At 44.8% G+C, this 17566-nt stretch carries 14 protein-coding genes and 1 CRISPR repeat array (1 of these 15 running past the window's edge); of the genes, 12 read left to right on the forward strand and 2 right to left on the reverse strand.

Annotated features, from left to right (window positions below):
* The first annotated feature begins 200 nt into the window (after positions 1–200).
* The 3 genes from QUB68_RS13525 (at position 201) to menD (ending at position 3872) form a co-directional block, all read left to right on the forward strand.
* A complete protein-coding gene (locus QUB68_RS13525) occupies positions 201–365 on the forward strand; it encodes a hypothetical protein (protein ID WP_332993092.1) in 165 nt (54 codons plus the stop codon).
* Positions 366–421: 56 nt separating this feature from the next.
* Positions 422–1855, forward strand: coding sequence for an isochorismate synthase (locus tag QUB68_RS13530; protein WP_332993094.1), 1434 nt, complete (start codon positions 422–424; stop codon positions 1853–1855).
* Between the two features lie 184 nt (positions 1856–2039).
* Complete coding sequence (gene menD, locus QUB68_RS13535) at positions 2040–3872, forward strand: 2-succinyl-5-enolpyruvyl-6-hydroxy-3-cyclohexene-1-carboxylic-acid synthase (RefSeq protein WP_332993096.1); 1833 nt, start codon at positions 2040–2042, stop codon at positions 3870–3872.
* A 122-nt stretch (positions 3873–3994) separates the two neighbouring features.
* Here the strand turns inward: menD and grxC are convergent, their stop codons facing one another.
* Positions 3995–4309 (reverse strand): glutaredoxin 3, encoded by a 315-nt coding sequence (gene grxC / locus QUB68_RS13540; RefSeq protein ID WP_332993098.1) that lies wholly within the window; start codon positions 4307–4309, stop codon positions 3995–3997.
* Between the two features lie 251 nt (positions 4310–4560).
* Here grxC and QUB68_RS13545 point away from each other — a divergent pair, with 251 nt between their 5' ends.
* Entirely contained in the window at positions 4561–4776 is a 216-nt protein-coding gene (locus QUB68_RS13545; protein ID WP_332993101.1) for a hypothetical protein, read from the forward strand.
* Positions 4777–5057: 281 nt separating this feature from the next.
* Here QUB68_RS13545 and QUB68_RS13550 read toward each other — a convergent pair whose 3' ends face one another.
* Complete coding sequence (locus QUB68_RS13550; RefSeq protein WP_332993104.1) at positions 5058–5918, reverse strand: helix-turn-helix transcriptional regulator; 861 nt, start codon at positions 5916–5918, stop codon at positions 5058–5060.
* A gap of 161 nt (positions 5919–6079) precedes the next feature.
* On the opposite strand from QUB68_RS13550, the gene QUB68_RS13555 reads away from it, so the two are divergent.
* The 8 genes from QUB68_RS13555 to cas2 all read left to right on the forward strand — a co-directional run bounded on the left by QUB68_RS13555 (position 6080) and on the right by cas2 (position 15889).
* Positions 6080–8815 carry a CRISPR-associated protein Csc3 gene (locus tag QUB68_RS13555; RefSeq protein WP_332993106.1) on the forward strand — a complete coding sequence of 912 codons (2736 nt, stop codon included), beginning with the start codon at positions 6080–6082 and terminating at the stop codon, positions 8813–8815.
* Positions 8816–8832: 17 nt separating this feature from the next.
* Positions 8833–9852, forward strand: coding sequence for a type I-D CRISPR-associated protein Cas7/Csc2 (gene cas7d / locus QUB68_RS13560; protein WP_332993108.1), 1020 nt, complete (start codon positions 8833–8835; stop codon positions 9850–9852).
* Positions 9853–9855: 3 nt separating this feature from the next.
* Positions 9856–10617, forward strand: coding sequence for a type I-D CRISPR-associated protein Cas5/Csc1 (gene cas5d, locus QUB68_RS13565; RefSeq protein WP_332993109.1), 762 nt, complete (start codon positions 9856–9858; stop codon positions 10615–10617).
* Positions 10610–12895, forward strand: a complete 2286-nt coding sequence (gene cas3, locus QUB68_RS13570; RefSeq protein ID WP_332993111.1) for a type I-D CRISPR-associated helicase Cas3' — start codon at positions 10610–10612, stop codon at positions 12893–12895. Before cas5d ends, cas3 begins: the two co-directional genes overlap by 8 nt.
* Before the next feature lie 29 nt (positions 12896–12924).
* Entirely contained in the window at positions 12925–13764 is an 840-nt protein-coding gene (cas6, locus tag QUB68_RS13575; protein WP_332993113.1) for a CRISPR-associated endoribonuclease Cas6, read from the forward strand.
* A gap of 213 nt (positions 13765–13977) precedes the next feature.
* Positions 13978–14574, forward strand: a complete 597-nt coding sequence (cas4, locus tag QUB68_RS13580; RefSeq protein WP_332993116.1) for a CRISPR-associated protein Cas4 — start codon at positions 13978–13980, stop codon at positions 14572–14574.
* 22 nt (positions 14575–14596) lie between these two features.
* Entirely contained in the window at positions 14597–15601 is a 1005-nt protein-coding gene (gene cas1d / locus QUB68_RS13585) for a type I-D CRISPR-associated endonuclease Cas1d (RefSeq protein ID WP_332993119.1), read from the forward strand.
* A gap of 15 nt (positions 15602–15616) precedes the next feature.
* Positions 15617–15889, forward strand: coding sequence for a CRISPR-associated endonuclease Cas2 (gene cas2 / locus QUB68_RS13590; RefSeq protein WP_265239885.1), 273 nt, complete (start codon positions 15617–15619; stop codon positions 15887–15889).
* A gap of 254 nt (positions 15890–16143) precedes the next feature.
* A CRISPR array of direct repeats spans positions 16144–17566; the repeat unit is 37 nt; unit sequence GCCGCAATCAAACTAAAACCCTATTAGGGATTGAAAC (it continues 873 nt past the right edge of the window).

The following is a 17566-nucleotide window of genomic DNA, read 5'->3' on the forward strand; positions in this document are numbered from 1 at the left end:
AAACTTGATTCAATTGATAGCAGCTTGGTAATTTTACAATTTTATTGGTGAAGAATGTCTGCTCTGTCTCCGCTTGAGTGCGCCTCCGGCATCCGCTGATAGCCTTTGCGGACTCTGGCACGCCCGGGAATGCCCGCCTGCAAGCGTCTGCGGGGTCGATCGCCTTTTACCGAAACTCGCCCTCTCAATCTTAAAGTTTTATGTCTAAATGTTTCGGGCGATCGCGCGTTGGCGGAGTCCGCCCCTACGGGAGGCTGATCAACGAAGAGGATTGTCTGTTTTTTTGCCCGCAGCGTGCCCAAACTGTCGGGAAACTCGAAAGGTCATGTTTTGCGATCGGCCGCAGCGTGGTTAGATCGAAATAGGGGTTCTAGCGGGACAAACTCGCACTCTTTCTGACAAATCTGCTATTCTCGATTTCATGACAGTAATACCGCACCGCCCTAATATTTTACAAGACCGCAATCAACTGCATCAGTTGCTATTAGATTGCCAGCAGTCTTTAACCGAAAAAGATCAAACAAAAATAGTTAGTATTTCTCAGGAGATTTCCCCCGTCGATCCGCTAGCGGTACTACAAGAAATTTCCGAACCCGATGACAGACACTTTTATTTTGAAAAAAGAGACCCGATTGTCGGCAACAGTTTTGCCATCGCCGCCCTAGATTCGGCGATCGATCTCACAGTAGCAGGAAGCGAGCGATTTGTCCTCGCTCAAAATTTCATTCAATCATGTCTGGCGCAAACAATTACCATTGGTACGGAACGCTTGCCATTTAGCGGCCCACACTTTTTTTGTAGCTTTGCCTTTTTTGATGAGAATGTCGCCACTAATTCTTACTTTCCACCAGGAACCATATTTTTACCAAAATGGCAGATTACTCGCCTGAAAGATAGCTGCACGCTTGTCGCCAATGCTATCATCAACCGAGATATAAATGTTAAAATTATCACTGACAATATTTGGCAAAAATTTGATATAATTGCATCTCATGAACACATAAAAATTGCCAATAATAGCAACAATTCGATATTTTTCAAACAAATACCTGTGAATGATGGTACTGAGTTTAAAACATCAGTAAAGTCTGCCTTAGAATTAATTGAGTCTCAATATTTCAGTAAAATTGTTTTGTCCCAAGCCATAAATGTTATTTCCAAAACCCCTTTTAGTTTAATAGATTCCTTAAATAACTTGCGCCTCACATATCCAGGTTGCTACGTATTTTCGACGAGTAACGGCAAAGGTCAAAATTTTATCGGTGCCAGTCCAGAACGCTTAATCAGTATTCACAACAATCAGTTAGTAACAGATGCCCTAGCGGGTTCCGCACCGAGGGGCAAAACTGAGGCGGAAGATGTGAATTTAGGGAAAGGTTTACTGAACAGTGAAAAGGATATTCGAGAACATCAAGTTGTGATTGATTTTATCGTCGATCGCCTTTCGAGTCTCGGCATCAATCCCGACTTTTCCCCGCTACCGAGACTGCTGCAACTATCCAACATTCAGCATTTATGGACACCAATCACGGCTCGAATTCCCGCAGACATTCATTTGTTGAAAATTTTAGCACAACTGCATCCAACGCCAGCGGTGGCGGGCGTACCGAGAGATATTGCCTTACAGCAAATTCGGGGCTGCGAAAGCTGCGATCGCTCTTTGTATGCAGCGCCCCTGGGCTGGATCGATCGCACTGGTAACGGCGAATTTGCCGTCGGCATTCGTTCTGCTTTAATCAATGGATCTCGGGCTATACTGTATGCTGGCGCTGGTATTGTCGCTGGTTCGGAACCAGAGAAAGAACTAGCAGAAATTCAACTAAAATTACAAGCACTTTTAAATGCTTTAGTTTAGGAATAACTCATAAGTAGGTGGCTACAAATTTGGTAATTTAAGACTTATATAAGGGTAGCCAGAAACCGGGTTTTTTACTCAATACTAGCCAAAAACCCTCAATCTAGAAAAAACCCGGTTTCTTGAGCTTTGATTGAAAACCGCTATATCTCATAAAAATATCATCGATCGCCAAAACAACAAAATGCTTGACTTTCGGAACACAAACACCCTCTGGGCTTCGATAATAGCCGAGACATTGCAGCGACTGGGACTAACAACAGCGGTAATTTGTCCCGGTTCGCGATCGGCACCATTAACAATAGCCTTTGCCCAGAATAACCAAATCGAAACTATTCCCATACTAGACGAACGTTCAGCCAGCTTTTTTGCATTAGGAATCGCCAAAAAATCTGGTTTACCAACCGCACTGATTTGTACATCTGGAACCGCCGCAGCTAACTTTTATCCTGCTATCATAGAAGCCAGAGAAAGTCGAATTCCGTTACTAATATTCACAGCCGATCGACCTCCAGAACTCCGGGATTGTCATGCTGGACAAGCGATTGACCAAGTAAAAATGTATGGCAATTATCTCAACTGGCAAGTCGAATTAGCCATACCTTCTGCGGAAATAGCAATGTTAGGCTATTTGCGACAGACTCTAATGTATGCTTGGGATCGATCGCAATTTCCGACACCAGGCCCTGTCCACCTCAACATTCCCTTTCGAGATCCACTTATACCTATTTCAGATATTTCTGTAGAAGCTTTAGAAACAGAATTTGATTCAGAAGATTTCTTTGCAGGATTAGAACCGATTATTATAGGAGAAACCTCTACCCCCCCCAGCCCCCCCTTGCTAAGGGGGGGAGTAGGAAGTGCAATAGAACAATGGCAGAAGTGCAGCAGAGGGATAATTATAGCTGGAGTTGCACAACCTCAATTTCCCGAAAAGTATTGCAGTGCGATCGGCCAAATGTCAAAATTCTTAAACTGGCCAGTCTTAGCAGAAGGACTCTCCCCACTCAGAAACTACGCCCAACTCAACCCCCATCTAATTTCCACCTACGATTTAATCCTACGAAACCGCGAACTAGCAGATAAATTAACCCCAGAAATTGCCATTCAAATCGGAGACTTACCCACAAGCAAAGAACTCCGAAACTGGTTAGACAAAACCCAACCAAAACGCTATATAATCGACCCCAGTCACCACAATTTCGATCCCTTACACGGCAAAACAATTCACCTGCGAACCTCCGTAGAAAATCTCGCAACTAAATTAACTCTTGTCCCCCCCCTTAACAAGGCGGGTTTAACTCTTGTCCCCCCCCTTAGCAAGGGGGGGCTAGGGGGGGTTCTTACCTCAGCCACAAACGAATACCTCCAACTTTGGCGCAACACCGAAACCCAAGTCAGACAAACAATAGACCAAAAACTATCAACAATTAATAACATCATCGAACCCAAAGTTTCCTGGCTGCTTTCGCAAATATTACCAGCAGGAACACCGATATTTATTTCTAACAGTATGCCCGTCCGAGATGTCGAGTTTTTCTGGAAACCGAACAACTTAGAAATCAAACCTTTTGTCAATCGCGGCGCTAACGGCATAGATGGCACATTGTCAACAGCTTTGGGAGTTGGACACCGGAATCAAAGCAGTATTTTGTTAACAGGTGATTTAGCACTTTTGCACGACACGAACGGTTTTTTAATTACCAATAAATTTGTCGGTCATCTGACAATTGTTTTAATCAATAACAACGGCGGCGGAATTTTTGAAATGTTGCCTGTTGCCAAATTTGACCCGCCATTTGAAGAGTTTTTTGCCACGCCGCAGCATATAAATTTTGCTCAGTTGTGTGCAACTTATGGCGTGGAACATGAGATAATTGACGATTGGGAACAGTTAAAAGAAAAATTAAGTTTTCTACCAAATAATGGGATTCGGGTCTTAGAATTGCAAACAGATAGGCGTGCCGATGCTAAATGGCGGCAAGATAACCTAAGTAAATTTGCCAAAGGTTTGTAATTTTTAGGAATGACGCACGGCGCGACTAAAGAAACCGGGTTTTTACCGAATCTGCGGGCTGCAACGCGTGTTTCGGAAAAAACCCGGTTTCTGACCATCCGTGCGATCGCGAACTAACTAATTTAGACTGTTGCTTGGGCTAGCAGCGAATCTAACTCTCCATTTCCATCAAGTTTGTGAATGTCATCGCAGCCGCCGACGTGTTGGTTGTTAATAAAGATTTGGGGCAGGCTGCGCTTTCCGTTAGCGCGTATGGCCATCGCATTTCTAGCCACCTCGTCGCCGTCAATTTTGTATTCCGTGTAATTTACGCCTTTCCACCACAGCAAGGTTTTGGCGCGGATGCAGTAGGGGCAGGTTTGCCAAGTGTAAATTTCAACATGGGCTTTGATGCGATCGGGCGATCGGCCCAAAATGGGATTGAGAAAGTCAAGCATTTTTAGTACCGGAATAAGGATTTAACTGGTTTAGAAATCATACCAAATCTATAAATTCCCGTGCTGTAGGCGGATTCGGCAGAGGTTAGTTTTGAGGTGTAGGTCGATCGCACAGTGATTCGAGTCACACCTTGACTCTACTCGGATCACTTACGTACACCCACAATAATCACGTTCGGAACCTCATTAATATCACTGATCTTTTGAGGAAACCAGCGGATGATGTACATATCGAATTCAACCGCACTGCCATGAACCCTTTACAACTCCTCCCCGGCGCTATCTCTGAAATCATCGCTTCTGTAAGCGACACAGGTGTTTTGACTTTAGCCGATCGCTACGGTTTGATGGCCGCCACCTTCGACGAGTCGCTGAATGACGAAGATAGAGGCTGTGTCAACCGCTTGTTGCGGGCAGTGCTCAGAGGCCGGGTAAGAATGGTGAACGAACTTTCAGCAGCAATGTAAGGTGAGTCAGCGGTAGCTAAAGATGGCGAAATTGATTGGCAGTCGATCGCCCCGCCGGAGTCCCTGAGACTTGATATAACGGCGACTTGAATTCGATTTAAAGTTTTATCCTCCAACTAAGCAACGGTTTTTTTCGATGTGCAGCCTGTTACGGGCTGCTTTTTTTTGGGCTGACACAGGGGTTGTCAGAAACCGGGTTTTTTACCAAAATACTGGATTTTAACCCTTAATCTCAGAAAAAACCCGGTTTCTTGAGCCCCTGTGCGTTTTTCGGGGAACGGCTAATCGCGGATTTCGAGGTTGTACTGACGGCAGAGGGCGATCAGTTTTTGTTGGAAGCGATCGCGCAATTTCTGGGGCGAGACAATCACGCAATCTTCCCAATACCGCGATACTTCCCGTATCAGCCAAAAAGGATTAGAGACATTCCGCACAACTTCGCGGATATCTCCCACAACTCGATCGCTGATATCTCTTGCCCTCGGATCGTAGGCGTTGACCATGCCACGATAAAAGTGTAAGTACACTTTTAAATAATCCAAGCCTTCATTGCGCCACTTTCCGTCCGTTTTGACGATCGACTGAATGCGATCGAACCGCAGACAGCGATTGTGGATCAGTTCGGGATAATCGGGATTTTTGATGTCATCGGTCTCTTCGCACCAAATTTCTAGGTAAAACCGCTTTTCCTCAAAAGAAATCTCGGCATAGCGCGCTGTATATGCCAAATCCTCTCCTTTGGGATTGCGGTACAGAACCAGAAAGGGTTGTCCGTCGTTGATGTATTCTTCGGCTTGAATGCGCCACGCTGCGGTGGGTTGAATGGCTTGTTGGAGGAGGGACTGGCGCAGAGGGGCTGCGAGGTTTCCTCGACCGATCAGAAGTTGTGAGACCGATCGGGCTTGCTCAACATAGCCTGAGTCGATCAGGAGTCTGATGGCTTGTTGTAAGGCTGCGACTTCGCTGGAATTGAGGGCGAATGGTTCACCTACATCGAGTCGGTGTTGGGCGATCGCCACCAGTAACCCCGATACGCTGGGACTTTTGCCCCATTTGATACCGAGGCGAAGGGCGATCGCCTCTAGCTGTTCTTTGGTTTCCGGCGGGACTGAAAGGGTGAGTGCTTCTTTTTTTCGTGGCATTTATCAAAATATACTTGCACTTATAAAAATACGTGCTATATTGATTTTATTGTAAACAGCAATTGCCTGCAAACCCATAAAGTACAATCATTGCACTTACAGAAGTTGTTGGCAACTCAAAAACTTGTCCCAAGCAAGAAATTTTACATGAGGAATTGATCGTGTCAAACCAGCGCCGACTGTTGAACCGTCCTCCCAAAACCTTAGAAGAACGGTATTTCAGCGAAATTCGACCCCAGCTTTACAAACGTCACGCAGCCCATCACCAGTACGGCGTCAGGGAAGGGACAACCCTTGCAGAACATCTCGACTCCGCCTGTCAGTTCATGTTGACAGTCAGTCGCATCGGGGGAGTCCCCGAAGACAAACGACCTGTACTGCTAGCAGCAACGGCCGTTCACGACCTCAACAAACTCGATTTATCAGGACAAAAACGCAATGTACAAACTCTCGCTAGAAATCGGGAATTTTTGCAAGAACAGTTAGAAAAAGCTTGCGTACTCAGCTTTGTTGTCACAGAAAATGACTTTGAACTAGCCAGAAAATTGATAGAACGGCACTCAGGGCACAACCGCACCGATGCGGCCATATTTTTACCCGAAGATCCAGCGATCGATCGCTGGGCCGCAATGTTAACAGGGGCGGATTTATTCGATTTAGGAATTGCAGAATCCGAACGTTTTCGGAAAGTTCAAAAAGAATTAACTGTTGCCTTCGATCGCCCCAGTAAACTTTTTCGAGTGCGCGTATCTGAAGACAGAGGTTACATCACAGCTTTGTTGCTGGGGGCTTGCGAAGAAGTTTTGCAAAAATACGGGTTGACTCCTTTAGCAATTTTTCCAGATGGAGAACTGTTTGAAGGAGAAACTTTGCCAACAGTTGATTTAACAACAGAGATAGCCGCTTGTTGGCAAGCAAAAATTGACCTAGTTTTTGGCAATAATATCGAACAACTTGTTAAGCCACTTAAGGACGGCATTAAAATTTCTAACCAAGCTATTGGGCATGATACTGAAACAGTCCTGACAGTAGTTGAAGCTTGCCTTGAGAAAAAAAAGGCTGGATTTAAGCTAGACAAGAAGTTTCAGACAACTATATCCAAATGGGGAGATGAGAAAGCAGGTTCAGTTGCAGTTTCTAGTGCTGCCGGTGTTGGTTTACTCCCGATCGCCAATGCAGAAGAATTTGCTATCTCCGAAGGATTAAAAGCTGCCTATCTAAGCTATCGCAAGGTCAAACCTGAGATAACTCCCAATCAAGTTTGGGATATTATTGCTCGCCATGTTGGTCTGTCAGACACTCAACGGGCTGCACTTGAGCCTTTTGATTCACAGTTTGGACGACCACTGTTTGCTGCTAAGGCGATGGCAAATAGTTTTGAGGGCATCAAAGAAGCGCTTCGTGAATCTATCCAAATGAGAAGGAGAAGTGAACAACAAGAACAAGAAGTTGAGCTTTCAGAAGAAATCGTGGCAGCAGTTGCCAGAATGTTGAACTTGCCTGTTGCTAATCATTTTAATGGTATTGATGAGCTGAATGCTTATATAGATGCTAATCCAGAGAAGCGTTGTTCTCTTGGCTCTACTTGTGGTGACACAGAGAAGCTAAGTGCTCCCAATATGCCCCCAGGCACAAAAGTCCAGGTTTTCTCGAATCGCCTGCCTGGTGGGAGCAGCGCAGAACCTGCACGGAAAGCTGAGTTAATCGCAAGTTTGTCGTATCAGCTAATGGCTGTTGGTTCACATTTTCCGAGAGTCTTTAGTCCAAAAGACAAGAAACTCGCTCCTTTTTACTTGCACATATCATTGCCTAAAGGCTCTTGCCCTGAACTTCTGAGAATCTGGCGAGAATATCTACTTGGCTTAGCTAGAATAGGTGCAGAAGATGAGCCTATTTATGTTGATGAACTCAAACTATATCGGGACAACATAATAGAGTTCAAATCAGATAAAAAGATTGGCTTAGCAGTGCCTACTCGTCCTGAATTTACCCATACAACAGTCATTATTCCGGTGTTCTGGGCAAATGTTAATGCTTCTGTTGCCTTGTTCAAGTCACTCCGACTAGCTTTAGAATTATCCTTATCCTTAGAGTTTGGCTTTCCCTTTACCCTCAGCGGCAACTTAGAAGTAGAAATATCATCAGATATTTACGGGCGAGTAGAGGGAATTCCGGCTGCACTCCAAACTTTGCTAGGAAGCGGACAATACAGCCGTCAAGAAGCCGAGGAAATTCTCAAGCGGCTGCGCTGTATCGGCCAACTAGCGATCGCAGTTGCCAGCATTCAGAAAGCCGATGATTGTTTATACGATTTAGCCCGTGCAGCAGCACAACCTCTTGACCTTTATTATGTACTGCTGCGCTGGACTTTACGAGAACAAGACGAACCCAATCTGAGTGTAATTTGGAGTCGCATTCGCGACCCATTGAATAGTTTACTGGAGAGTCTTATGCCCAATGAAAACACGCTTTTAACGAAATACCTTAAAGAAGCAGCTCAAATTGCGGCGGCTGCTAACCTCAAGGGAAGTTCTTTCAAACGCACGTCTTTAGCAGAACCATTCACTGATTTTACAGCAGCAGTGCGCTCCCAAAAGCCTTACATGGATTTAGAGTTTATGTTTGCCTCTCTAGTGCAGCAGTACCACACTCGCCTCGATCGCATTCGCGATCACGTTGTCGGTGTAACTAAGCGCGAACAAATCAAGCAATATTACGACATTTTGCGAAAGCTTTACGAGGAAGTTTATCAAGCGCGTCCAGAGAAACTTCTCGCCGATAAAGACAAACTTGAAGCTGCATATTTGTTTTTCTGGCAAGAAGCATATCAGCAGCTTCCCAAAAGAAAGTCTGAAGATAACTCTGATGACTCTGTTGAAACCACCACATCTGTTTAATTAATTAGGAGGTTCCCATGTCAATTAACAAACTAAGTCCTGTTCTTGCTCCCACTTACGAAAATTTTCCCAAGGGGCGAATTATCACTTTAGTTGTTCTCAGGACAACCCATTCAGAAACTATCTTTCGCACAGAAGGTTCTGGCGAACCAATGTGCAGCGAATTTGTACCTGCTGGTTTAGAAGATAAAAAGACAATCGTGCAACGTTTGGTGATGACTAAGCGCAAACAGGTAGCACCAGAAAGGCGCAGGGGGCGCGAGTTTTTAAGAGCTCACGAACTTCTTTATACAAGTCCAAAAGAAGGCACTCTTTGTTCGCTAAACACAAATGCACCTTGCGAAATGTGCGTGGATTGTTTTTTTTACGGTTTTGCTGCTGGAGGCGGCGGCGCTCAAAAAAGCCGGGTTTGGACTGAAGATGCTTTTAGTATTTTGACTGCTGGTCAGGCTGTAGGCGATCGCACAATCAATGCTATCTTTGAAAACGGCACAATGCGCGACGAAAATGGCAAACCATCAACTGCTTTAAATACCAGTGAATATATCAAACCAGGAGTGCATTTTATTGATGTCGTCACCCTCAAAGATGTTACGGCTGACGAGTTGCGTTATGCGATCGGCAATATTCTGCTAACAAGTCGCTACGGCGCTGTTTCCAGCCGAGTTGGACGGATGGAAAACCAGATATTAGGAGTCTTTGGCAGCATAGCAGAACTTCCTAGTTCTCTAGAATTGGTACAAGCTACTTACGATATTTTGCCAAAGCCTTTAGAGCATCCTTTCGACACTGATGATTTGAGTGCAGCAATCAAGCAAGTCATTGCAACTTGGACTAACAAGCGTGGAGTTTCGATGCAGCTTTCTCAGGATGAACTAGATAGTTTAATCGCCGACGTAGACCACCATTGGTCTGAAACAGAACGCGATGAATTTCTGAAGAGATTGGATAAATCTTACCAACCTTTCCGTCTGCCTCCTGCTGAGAAAAAAGGCAAAGCCAAAAGCAAAAAAACACCTGTAGAAACAGAGAGTTAATCTATGTCAACACTTCCTTTTCAAAAGGCAAAAATAGTCGAACTGTGGTGTGCAGAACCAGTCTTTTTTGCCTCTAGGGAGTTGTCTGATACCTATTACACTGAAGGTGCGATCGGGAACTATGCTCTTGCCTATGCTTTTGGCTGGGTACGTTCCCCCTATCGCCTTCAAGGTGAGGCAACCGGACGACCAACCTACAAAGAAGATTTAGAACCGATCGCACAAGCTTGTTATGTATTGCCAGCTTCCCCAATCAACGGCAGAGTAACATTCAGATTTGAGCGGTTCAACGCACTTTCTGATGCTTATTGGTACGCGATGACTAATAACCGCGTCGCTACAGCCCGTGAAGATTTACCAATTCAAAGACAAGGAAAAAAACCGAGTTCATTTAGAGCCAGTAATTTTCCTCAAACCGGGCGGTTGCGGATGATTGAACGGGGCAATAAGTTTCAAACTGTGGTGTTTGGAAATTACGAATTGCCCGATTATATTCGCGTGGGTAAATTCATGAGTAAAGTCAAAGTGAATGTTTTATCTGAACTTGAAATAACTCTTTTGCCGAGCGGCGATTATCAAAGTCAAGCTTATTTAAGTGTAGCTGATTTGCCCCCTAATCTAGAACTCTTGTCATTCGATTTAATTTCGATGCCACCAGCACCTTTGCTGAAAAATCTTTCCTTTCGAGGTGCAGCTTGGCAGATTGGTGAAATGATTGTTCCAGCCAATTTATATTTTTGTTGCGGAGGCAGACAAAATGGCTAATGAAAGATTACTTATTAAGCTAGAACCTCGAAGTATTTCAGCTTGTGCATCGCTGCCGCCTGAGTTGGCTTTTATGAAAAATCCCCTTCAGCATCAAGTTGATGTATTTGAACAGTCTCGGAATGCCGATATTACTCTCAATTGGTCGCCAACTGGCACAGGAAAAACAGAAGCTAGTTGTACAGTATTACTGCACAATCCCACTCAAAGTGCTGTTTATGTCGCGCCGACTAATGCCTTAGTAGAACAACAGCGGGAAGCTTTAGAAAAGTTTGTCCGGGCCGCAGGTTTGCGTCACGTTGTGAAATCTGCTTCTGCTAGAGAAGTTAGGGAATGGCCTAATGATAAAGTTGGCAATCGTCCGGGCGAGAAGCTGTACAATGTGCTGCGGAATCCTGCTACAATCTTTTCAGATGTCGGGGCTAATAGACCAATTATTTTGGTGACAAATCCTGATATTTTTTACTACGCGACTTTCTTTGCGTACAACAAGAACGATCGCACTAACATCGCCAGTGCTTTTTACCAAAAGTTTGGTACGGTCATTTTTGATGAATTTCATCTATATGACGCTAAACAGTTGGTTAGTTTGCTGTTTTATCTAGCTTATTCTTACGTTTTCGGCTTTTTTGAATACGGGCGGCGAGTAGTTTTGTTGACAGCAACACCAGAACCAGCTTGTGAGTTAGCACTGAAAAATTTAGAATTCAAGGGTGTCAAAATAGCCTGGATTAATGGAGAAACAGACAATTCTCATCTTTTACCATCGCAAACAGCAGTTAATCTTGAATTGCGATTGCAACCTGAAAGAGACCAGTTTTTACTAGAATTAGCAGAGGAAGTTGTCAACCGTTTTCGAGAAAATCCCGATCAAAATGGTGCTGTAATTTTGGATGCTCTTGTTAACATCAACGATCTATACCACTTGCTGAAACAAAGAGGACTTGGTAATGTCATCGGTCGAATTACTGGCCCTGCACCCATTGCAGATAGGAAACGAGCAATGCAGTGCCCGATTATCTTAGCAACAAGCACTGTAGATGTCGGATTTAACTTTGAAAGAAATCCTGCACCGACGCGGCAAAATTTGGATTGGTTGATTTTTTCCAGTCGCGATCGCTTCTCGTTTTGGCAGCGATTGGGACGAGTTGGACGGGTATTAGGTAAGTCTGAAACTAACATTGATTCAGAGGCGATCGCCTATTTACCAGATAAGGCTTGGGAGCAAGGTTTATCCACCCTAGATTGTACAGGAGGACGCGCAGCACTCAAACAAATGCTAGACAGTATTCCGTGTCTCGACAAACCTTTTTTAGATGTTTATTGGCGTTCCGAAGCATTTCTAGAAATTGCCCGTCCTCTGTTAGAACTCGAAGAAAAATTTGATAATTTACCCGGTAGCGAATTAATACCGCAACTTTTCAATACTCTGAAAGAAACACTCGGAGGAAATCGCGACTGGGACTATTACCGCCGCCGAATGCGAACTCTGCGCGGGGCAGAAGATATTGTCAAAGTATCTGCGAAAAAACTCACTCTCAAAAGCCAGTGGAAATACATCAAAGGCGGTCAAGCTTTTGTCAAAAAGTTTTTAGAGGTTCACTATCCGTTTGAAGTTGAGGAACTAAAAGCAAAAAGGGCTAGCATAGAACAATTTGAAAAGTTGTTTCAAGAAGATGCTGATGCTGGGAAAGAATTAAAAGACTTTGCTGAGATTTGGAGTGCTAGCTATGCACCGCTGTTTCAATTTCGTTCCAGCTTGTTTGAAAGTCTCCCGATTCGCGACCCTCAAGGCTTATTGCTGGATGATTCGGAAGAAACAATTTTAGACCCTCTCCATCTCTTACGTTATTACGAATTTGCTGAAGATGGCGAATTTGTGGTGGTAACAGCACGCGCTCAAGCGACCTATACATTGAATTTTAGGTTGCGGTATCGCGACAGTTGGCAAGAGTTTGTCAACAAAGAACTCAACAAGTTAACGGCTTTTCCAAATTGTAGAATAGAACGGCGGCTGGGAAGTGCGATCGCACCAACTCCTTTGCTGAAAGTGTTGGAAAAACACTTGCTACCGGGAGTAATAGTTTGCGGAATCAAAAATGCTGCTGCTATTTTCCAACTCCGAAATCAAGGAATTGTGTCATATCCGATCGTCATTGCTTGTGACGATGCTGAAAAAGACCATTACAGATTTTTACCCGGATTAGCAGGAATCTTAACTATGGCAATGAAAAGCAAGCAGCTACGGCTTCCCGATGATGAGCCTTTCATCATCTAAACAATCAACACAACCAACCATTAACAATCATGCCGCACAGCCTAGTCCTCAACCTCCTCCCCCTCTCCCCAATATCCCCCGGATACCTAACGGGAAGACACCTGCACGCCCTCTTCCTCACCCTCGTGAGCTCCGTTGACAAAGAACTCGGCGATCGCCTCCACGATGCCACAGCCCAAAAATCCTTCACTCTCAGCCCTTTACAAACTAAAAAATGCCCTTTCAAAAAACACCATTCCCTCCAATGGGAACACACAGAACCAATTCCAGAACATACCCTCTGTTGGTGGCGAATTAGTCTGCTTGATGACACTTTATTCAGCAAATTAACTCACCTTTGGCTGAATCTCAATCCATCCCGTCCGTGGCACCTTGGCCCGGCTGATTTGATGATTACTAAGATTCTCGGAACACCTCAAGTAGACCAGCCTTGGGCGAATGCTTGCGATTACTCTCAATTGTACCAGCAAGCATCGGAAACCAATCGATTGATTGCTTTCAGTTTTGCTACTCCGGCGGCTTTTCGTCAGGGCAAATTTGATTCAGTTTTGCCGACGAGAGAATGTGTGTTTAACAGTCTCCTCAGTCGCTGGAATAAGTACAGTGGTATTGAATTTTCGCCGCTATTGCTGGATGCAGTTTTTTCTAGTTTTGTCAATATCAAAACTGAAATATTGACTAACTATCACAGCAGTTTTGTCGGGATTGTTGGGGAGGTTAGCTATCGCATTTTAGGGGATGTGGAGCCGTTGGCGATTAAACAAATTAATGCTTTGGCTGATTTTGCGCTGTACTGCGGATTGGGGAGGAAAACACCGATGGGTATGGGGATGACACGGCGGATTGTTGTTAATAGGAGTTTAACGTAAAACCCATCGATTCCACCCGGCGGTTGAAACCGCGGCTACACAAACAAAACCCACTCCAAGCGGGTTGAAGATTCCACCCGATGATTTCTGATCTCCGAATACCCTCTTCGTCCGCGGAGGCGGACATCGTTTGTGTAGTCGCGATTTCCAATCGCCGGGAGTCTAGCAGATCACTAATTCCTAATTACAAATCTTCTACAAACCATCAAGATTATGAATGATACTGATGACTACATTTCGATCGCACTTCTGAACCAATACTCCTACTGTCCCCACCGCTGCTGGCGAATGTCTTGCGCGGGAGAATTTGCGGACAACCAGTATACCATAGAAGGGACGACTTTGCACGATCGCGTTCACACTATGGGCGAGATCAACCGCGATGACACTTGGCAGGTGCGGGCCATTTGGCTGAAGTCGGAGCGCTACAGGCTGATTGGTAAGTCGGATTTGATTGAATCGGAGAATGGTGAGTTGTATCCGGTGGAGTACAAGCGGGGGCGCAAGGGGGAATGGGATAATGATGAGTTGCAAGTTTGCGCTCAAGCCCTGTGTTTGGAGGAGATGACGGGGAAAAGTATTGCGACTGGATATGTGTATTACGCGCAGTCGCACCAGCGGCAATTAGTGGAGATTTCTGAGCAATTGAGACGGGAGGCGATCGCAACTATTGAAAAAGTCGCTGCTCTTTGGCGATCGGGAAATATACCGTTACCAGTTTACACCGCTCGGTGTTCGGGATGCAGTCTTTCTTCGCAATGTATGCCCCAAGCTGCTACCAAAGTCAACCGCTATCAAGAAGCAAGTTAACCTGCAATTAGGAAAATTCACAATGGGAACTGTTTACATTACGCCAGAAGATGCTTTTATCGGCAAATTAGACGAACGCCTTACCGTTAAAGCCGACAAAAAAACTCTGATCGACGTGCCATTAATTAGAATTGACGGTGTTGTTGTATTGGGACGCGCTACGGTTTCTCCGGCTGTTGTTAGGGAATTGTTGGAACGTCACATACCGTTAAGCTTTTTGACGGCAAACGGACGCTATTTAGGGAGGCTGGAACCGCAAATGACTAAGAATATCTTTGTACGAAAAGCTCAGTGGAAAGCTGCTGGTGAATCGGAACAAGCGGTGCATTTAGTCAGGGGGTTTGTACGGGGAAAGCTCAAGAATTACCGGACTACATTGTTAGAGTGTCAGCGCAAATATTCTCAACCAGATTTTGAAAAACCGATCGCACAATTGAAAGAAGTAATTGCATCGGTTGATAAAACTTCAAATATTAATTCGCTGCGAGGATTAGAGGGGGCGGGTAGTGCGACTTATTTCGGCTGTTTCAATCGGCTGATTCGGGTGCCGGAATTTAGCTTTGAAGTTCGCCGCCGCCGTCCCCCTACCGATCCGGTAAATTCTCTGTTGAGTTTGGGATATTCTCTGTTGCGACACGATGTTCAAAGTGCGGTGAATATTATCGGGTTCGATCCGTATTTGGGATATTTGCATTTTGAGCGCTATGGGCGTCCTTCTTTAGCGCTGGACTTGATGGAAGAATTTAGACCTTTGGTAGTTGATGCTGTGGTGTTGGCAGCGATCAATTTGCAGAAAGTTTCTCCTAGTGATTTTACTGCTGAACCTTTGAGTGGCGCGGTTTCTTTGACAAAAGAAGGGTTGCACAATTTTTTGCGACTTTACGAGCAAAAGAAACAGTCAAAGTTCAAGCATCCAGTTATGGGAAAGCTGTGCACCTATCAAGAAGCTTTTGAAATTCAAGGGCGGCTGATGGCTAAGTATTTGATGGGTGAAGTTGATAAGTATCCACCTTTGTTTTTGAAATAGGGAGACAATCAAGTTATGTTTGTTTTGGTTTGCTACGATATATCTGAGGACAACCGTCGCACTAAGATTCACAAGATTCTCAAGTCTTATGGGGAATGGAAGCAGTATTCGGTGTTTCATTGCGATGTGACGGATACTCAGTATGCCCGGATGCGTCAACGTCTGGGCCGGGTGATTAAGTCTGATGAGGATAGTATTCTGTTTCATTTTTTGTGCGCTTGCTGTCAGGGCAAGATTGAGCGGATTGGGGGCCGGGCCCCGCTGGATACTACGATCTTTATGGTCTGATTTTGCGTCTGGCTATGGGTGTTGAAGGGAGGGGGTGAATTTTAATGGCTGAGAGCTTTACTAGGACTGGGTTTGCGGTGGTTTGTACCTGTAAGTGGTCAGACGCAAATGCTGAAAACTTTACTGGGACTGGGTTTGAGGTCTATTTGAATTTTGCCCCCTTGACAGGGCGATCGGTGAAATGGTATATTGATTTTATTCAGACGCAAATGAACCTTGAAAACCTTATAGTTCAAGCCTCCCAGACATCGGCGGCCGCAATCAAACTAAAACCCTATTAGGGATTGAAACCGCAGCAGGTTGAATCCTTTGCCGTTGGCAATTGCCGCAAGCCGCAATCAAACTAAAACCCTATTAGGGATTGAAACAGTTTTCCGGTGTAGTCAAGACTGAGATATCCGGGGCCGCAATCAAACTAAAACCCTATTAGGGATTGAAACCCGATCGCACCCCGACTCCCTCCCCCAAATTTCGCCGCAATCAAACTAAAACCCTATTAGGGATTGAAACTTGTGGCGACAGATTGGCTAATTCGTCAAAAACCGCCGCAATCAAACTAAAACCCTATTAGGGATTGAAACACAACTTTCCGTAATTCGGGAGTTGAAAGACCAGCCGCAATCAAACTAAAACCCTATTAGGGATTGAAACTGGTAGCTGATATGAGAATAGGTTAATACGTTAACGCCGCAATCAAACTAAAACCCTATTAGGGATTGAAACGAATGCGATCGCCAATCGTACCGTCCGAGCCCATCGCGCCGCAATCAAACTAAAACCCTATTAGGGATTGAAACTTACCTTACCTGAACCTTGAAAAATGAAGAACATCAAGCCGCAATCAAACTAAAACCCTATTAGGGATTGAAACTTGCTAGGAGACTCTAATAGCGAAACTAGACTTTTGCCGCAATCAAACTAAAACCCTATTAGGGATTGAAACACTCGACGCTAAAGACCGGGCTGCAATGCTGAGGATAGAAGCGCCGCAATCAAACTAAAACCCTATTAGGGATTGAAACGAAAGCAAAAGTACAGGAAAAACTATGATTGACCTAGCCGCAATCAAACTAAAACCCTATTAGGGATTGAAACTTAGAGCGAGAATTGGGAATGAAAAAACGCCAGCCGCAATCAAACTAAAACCCTATTAGGGATTGAAACGGAAACAGCCCGCTTAATTTCGGCTTCTGCATCCAGCCGCAATCAAACTAAAACCCTATTAGGGATTGAAACAGGCCCAAATCTGATGCTTGCTGCTTAAGTGTTGGCCGCAATCAAACTAAAACCCTATTAGGGATTGAAACGAAGAATTTAACAGCGCTTTTGCTAACACTTCCCAGCCGCAATCAAACTAAAACCCTATTAGGGATTGAAACCACTTATCCAGTGTTGAAGTTGTAGCGGAGGCGATCGGGCCGCAATCAAACTAAAACCCTATTAGGGATTGAAACATTGGCACTGCCTCGGTATTTCTGCGGCCCGATGGCTCAGCCGCAATCAAACTAAAACCCTATTAGGGATTGAAACACGGAATTAATTAAGCACTCCGATCGAAGCGTACCGCCGCAATCAAACTAAAACCCTATTAGGGATTGAAACGATTTGATACGACGCGGCAGTGCTCAAAATACTCGCCGCAATCAAACTAAAACCCTATTAGGGATTGAAACCCGG

This window comes from Microcoleus sp. A006_D1 (assembly GCF_036702805.1).
Classification (GTDB): Bacteria; Cyanobacteriota; Cyanobacteriia; order Cyanobacteriales; family Microcoleaceae; genus Microcoleus.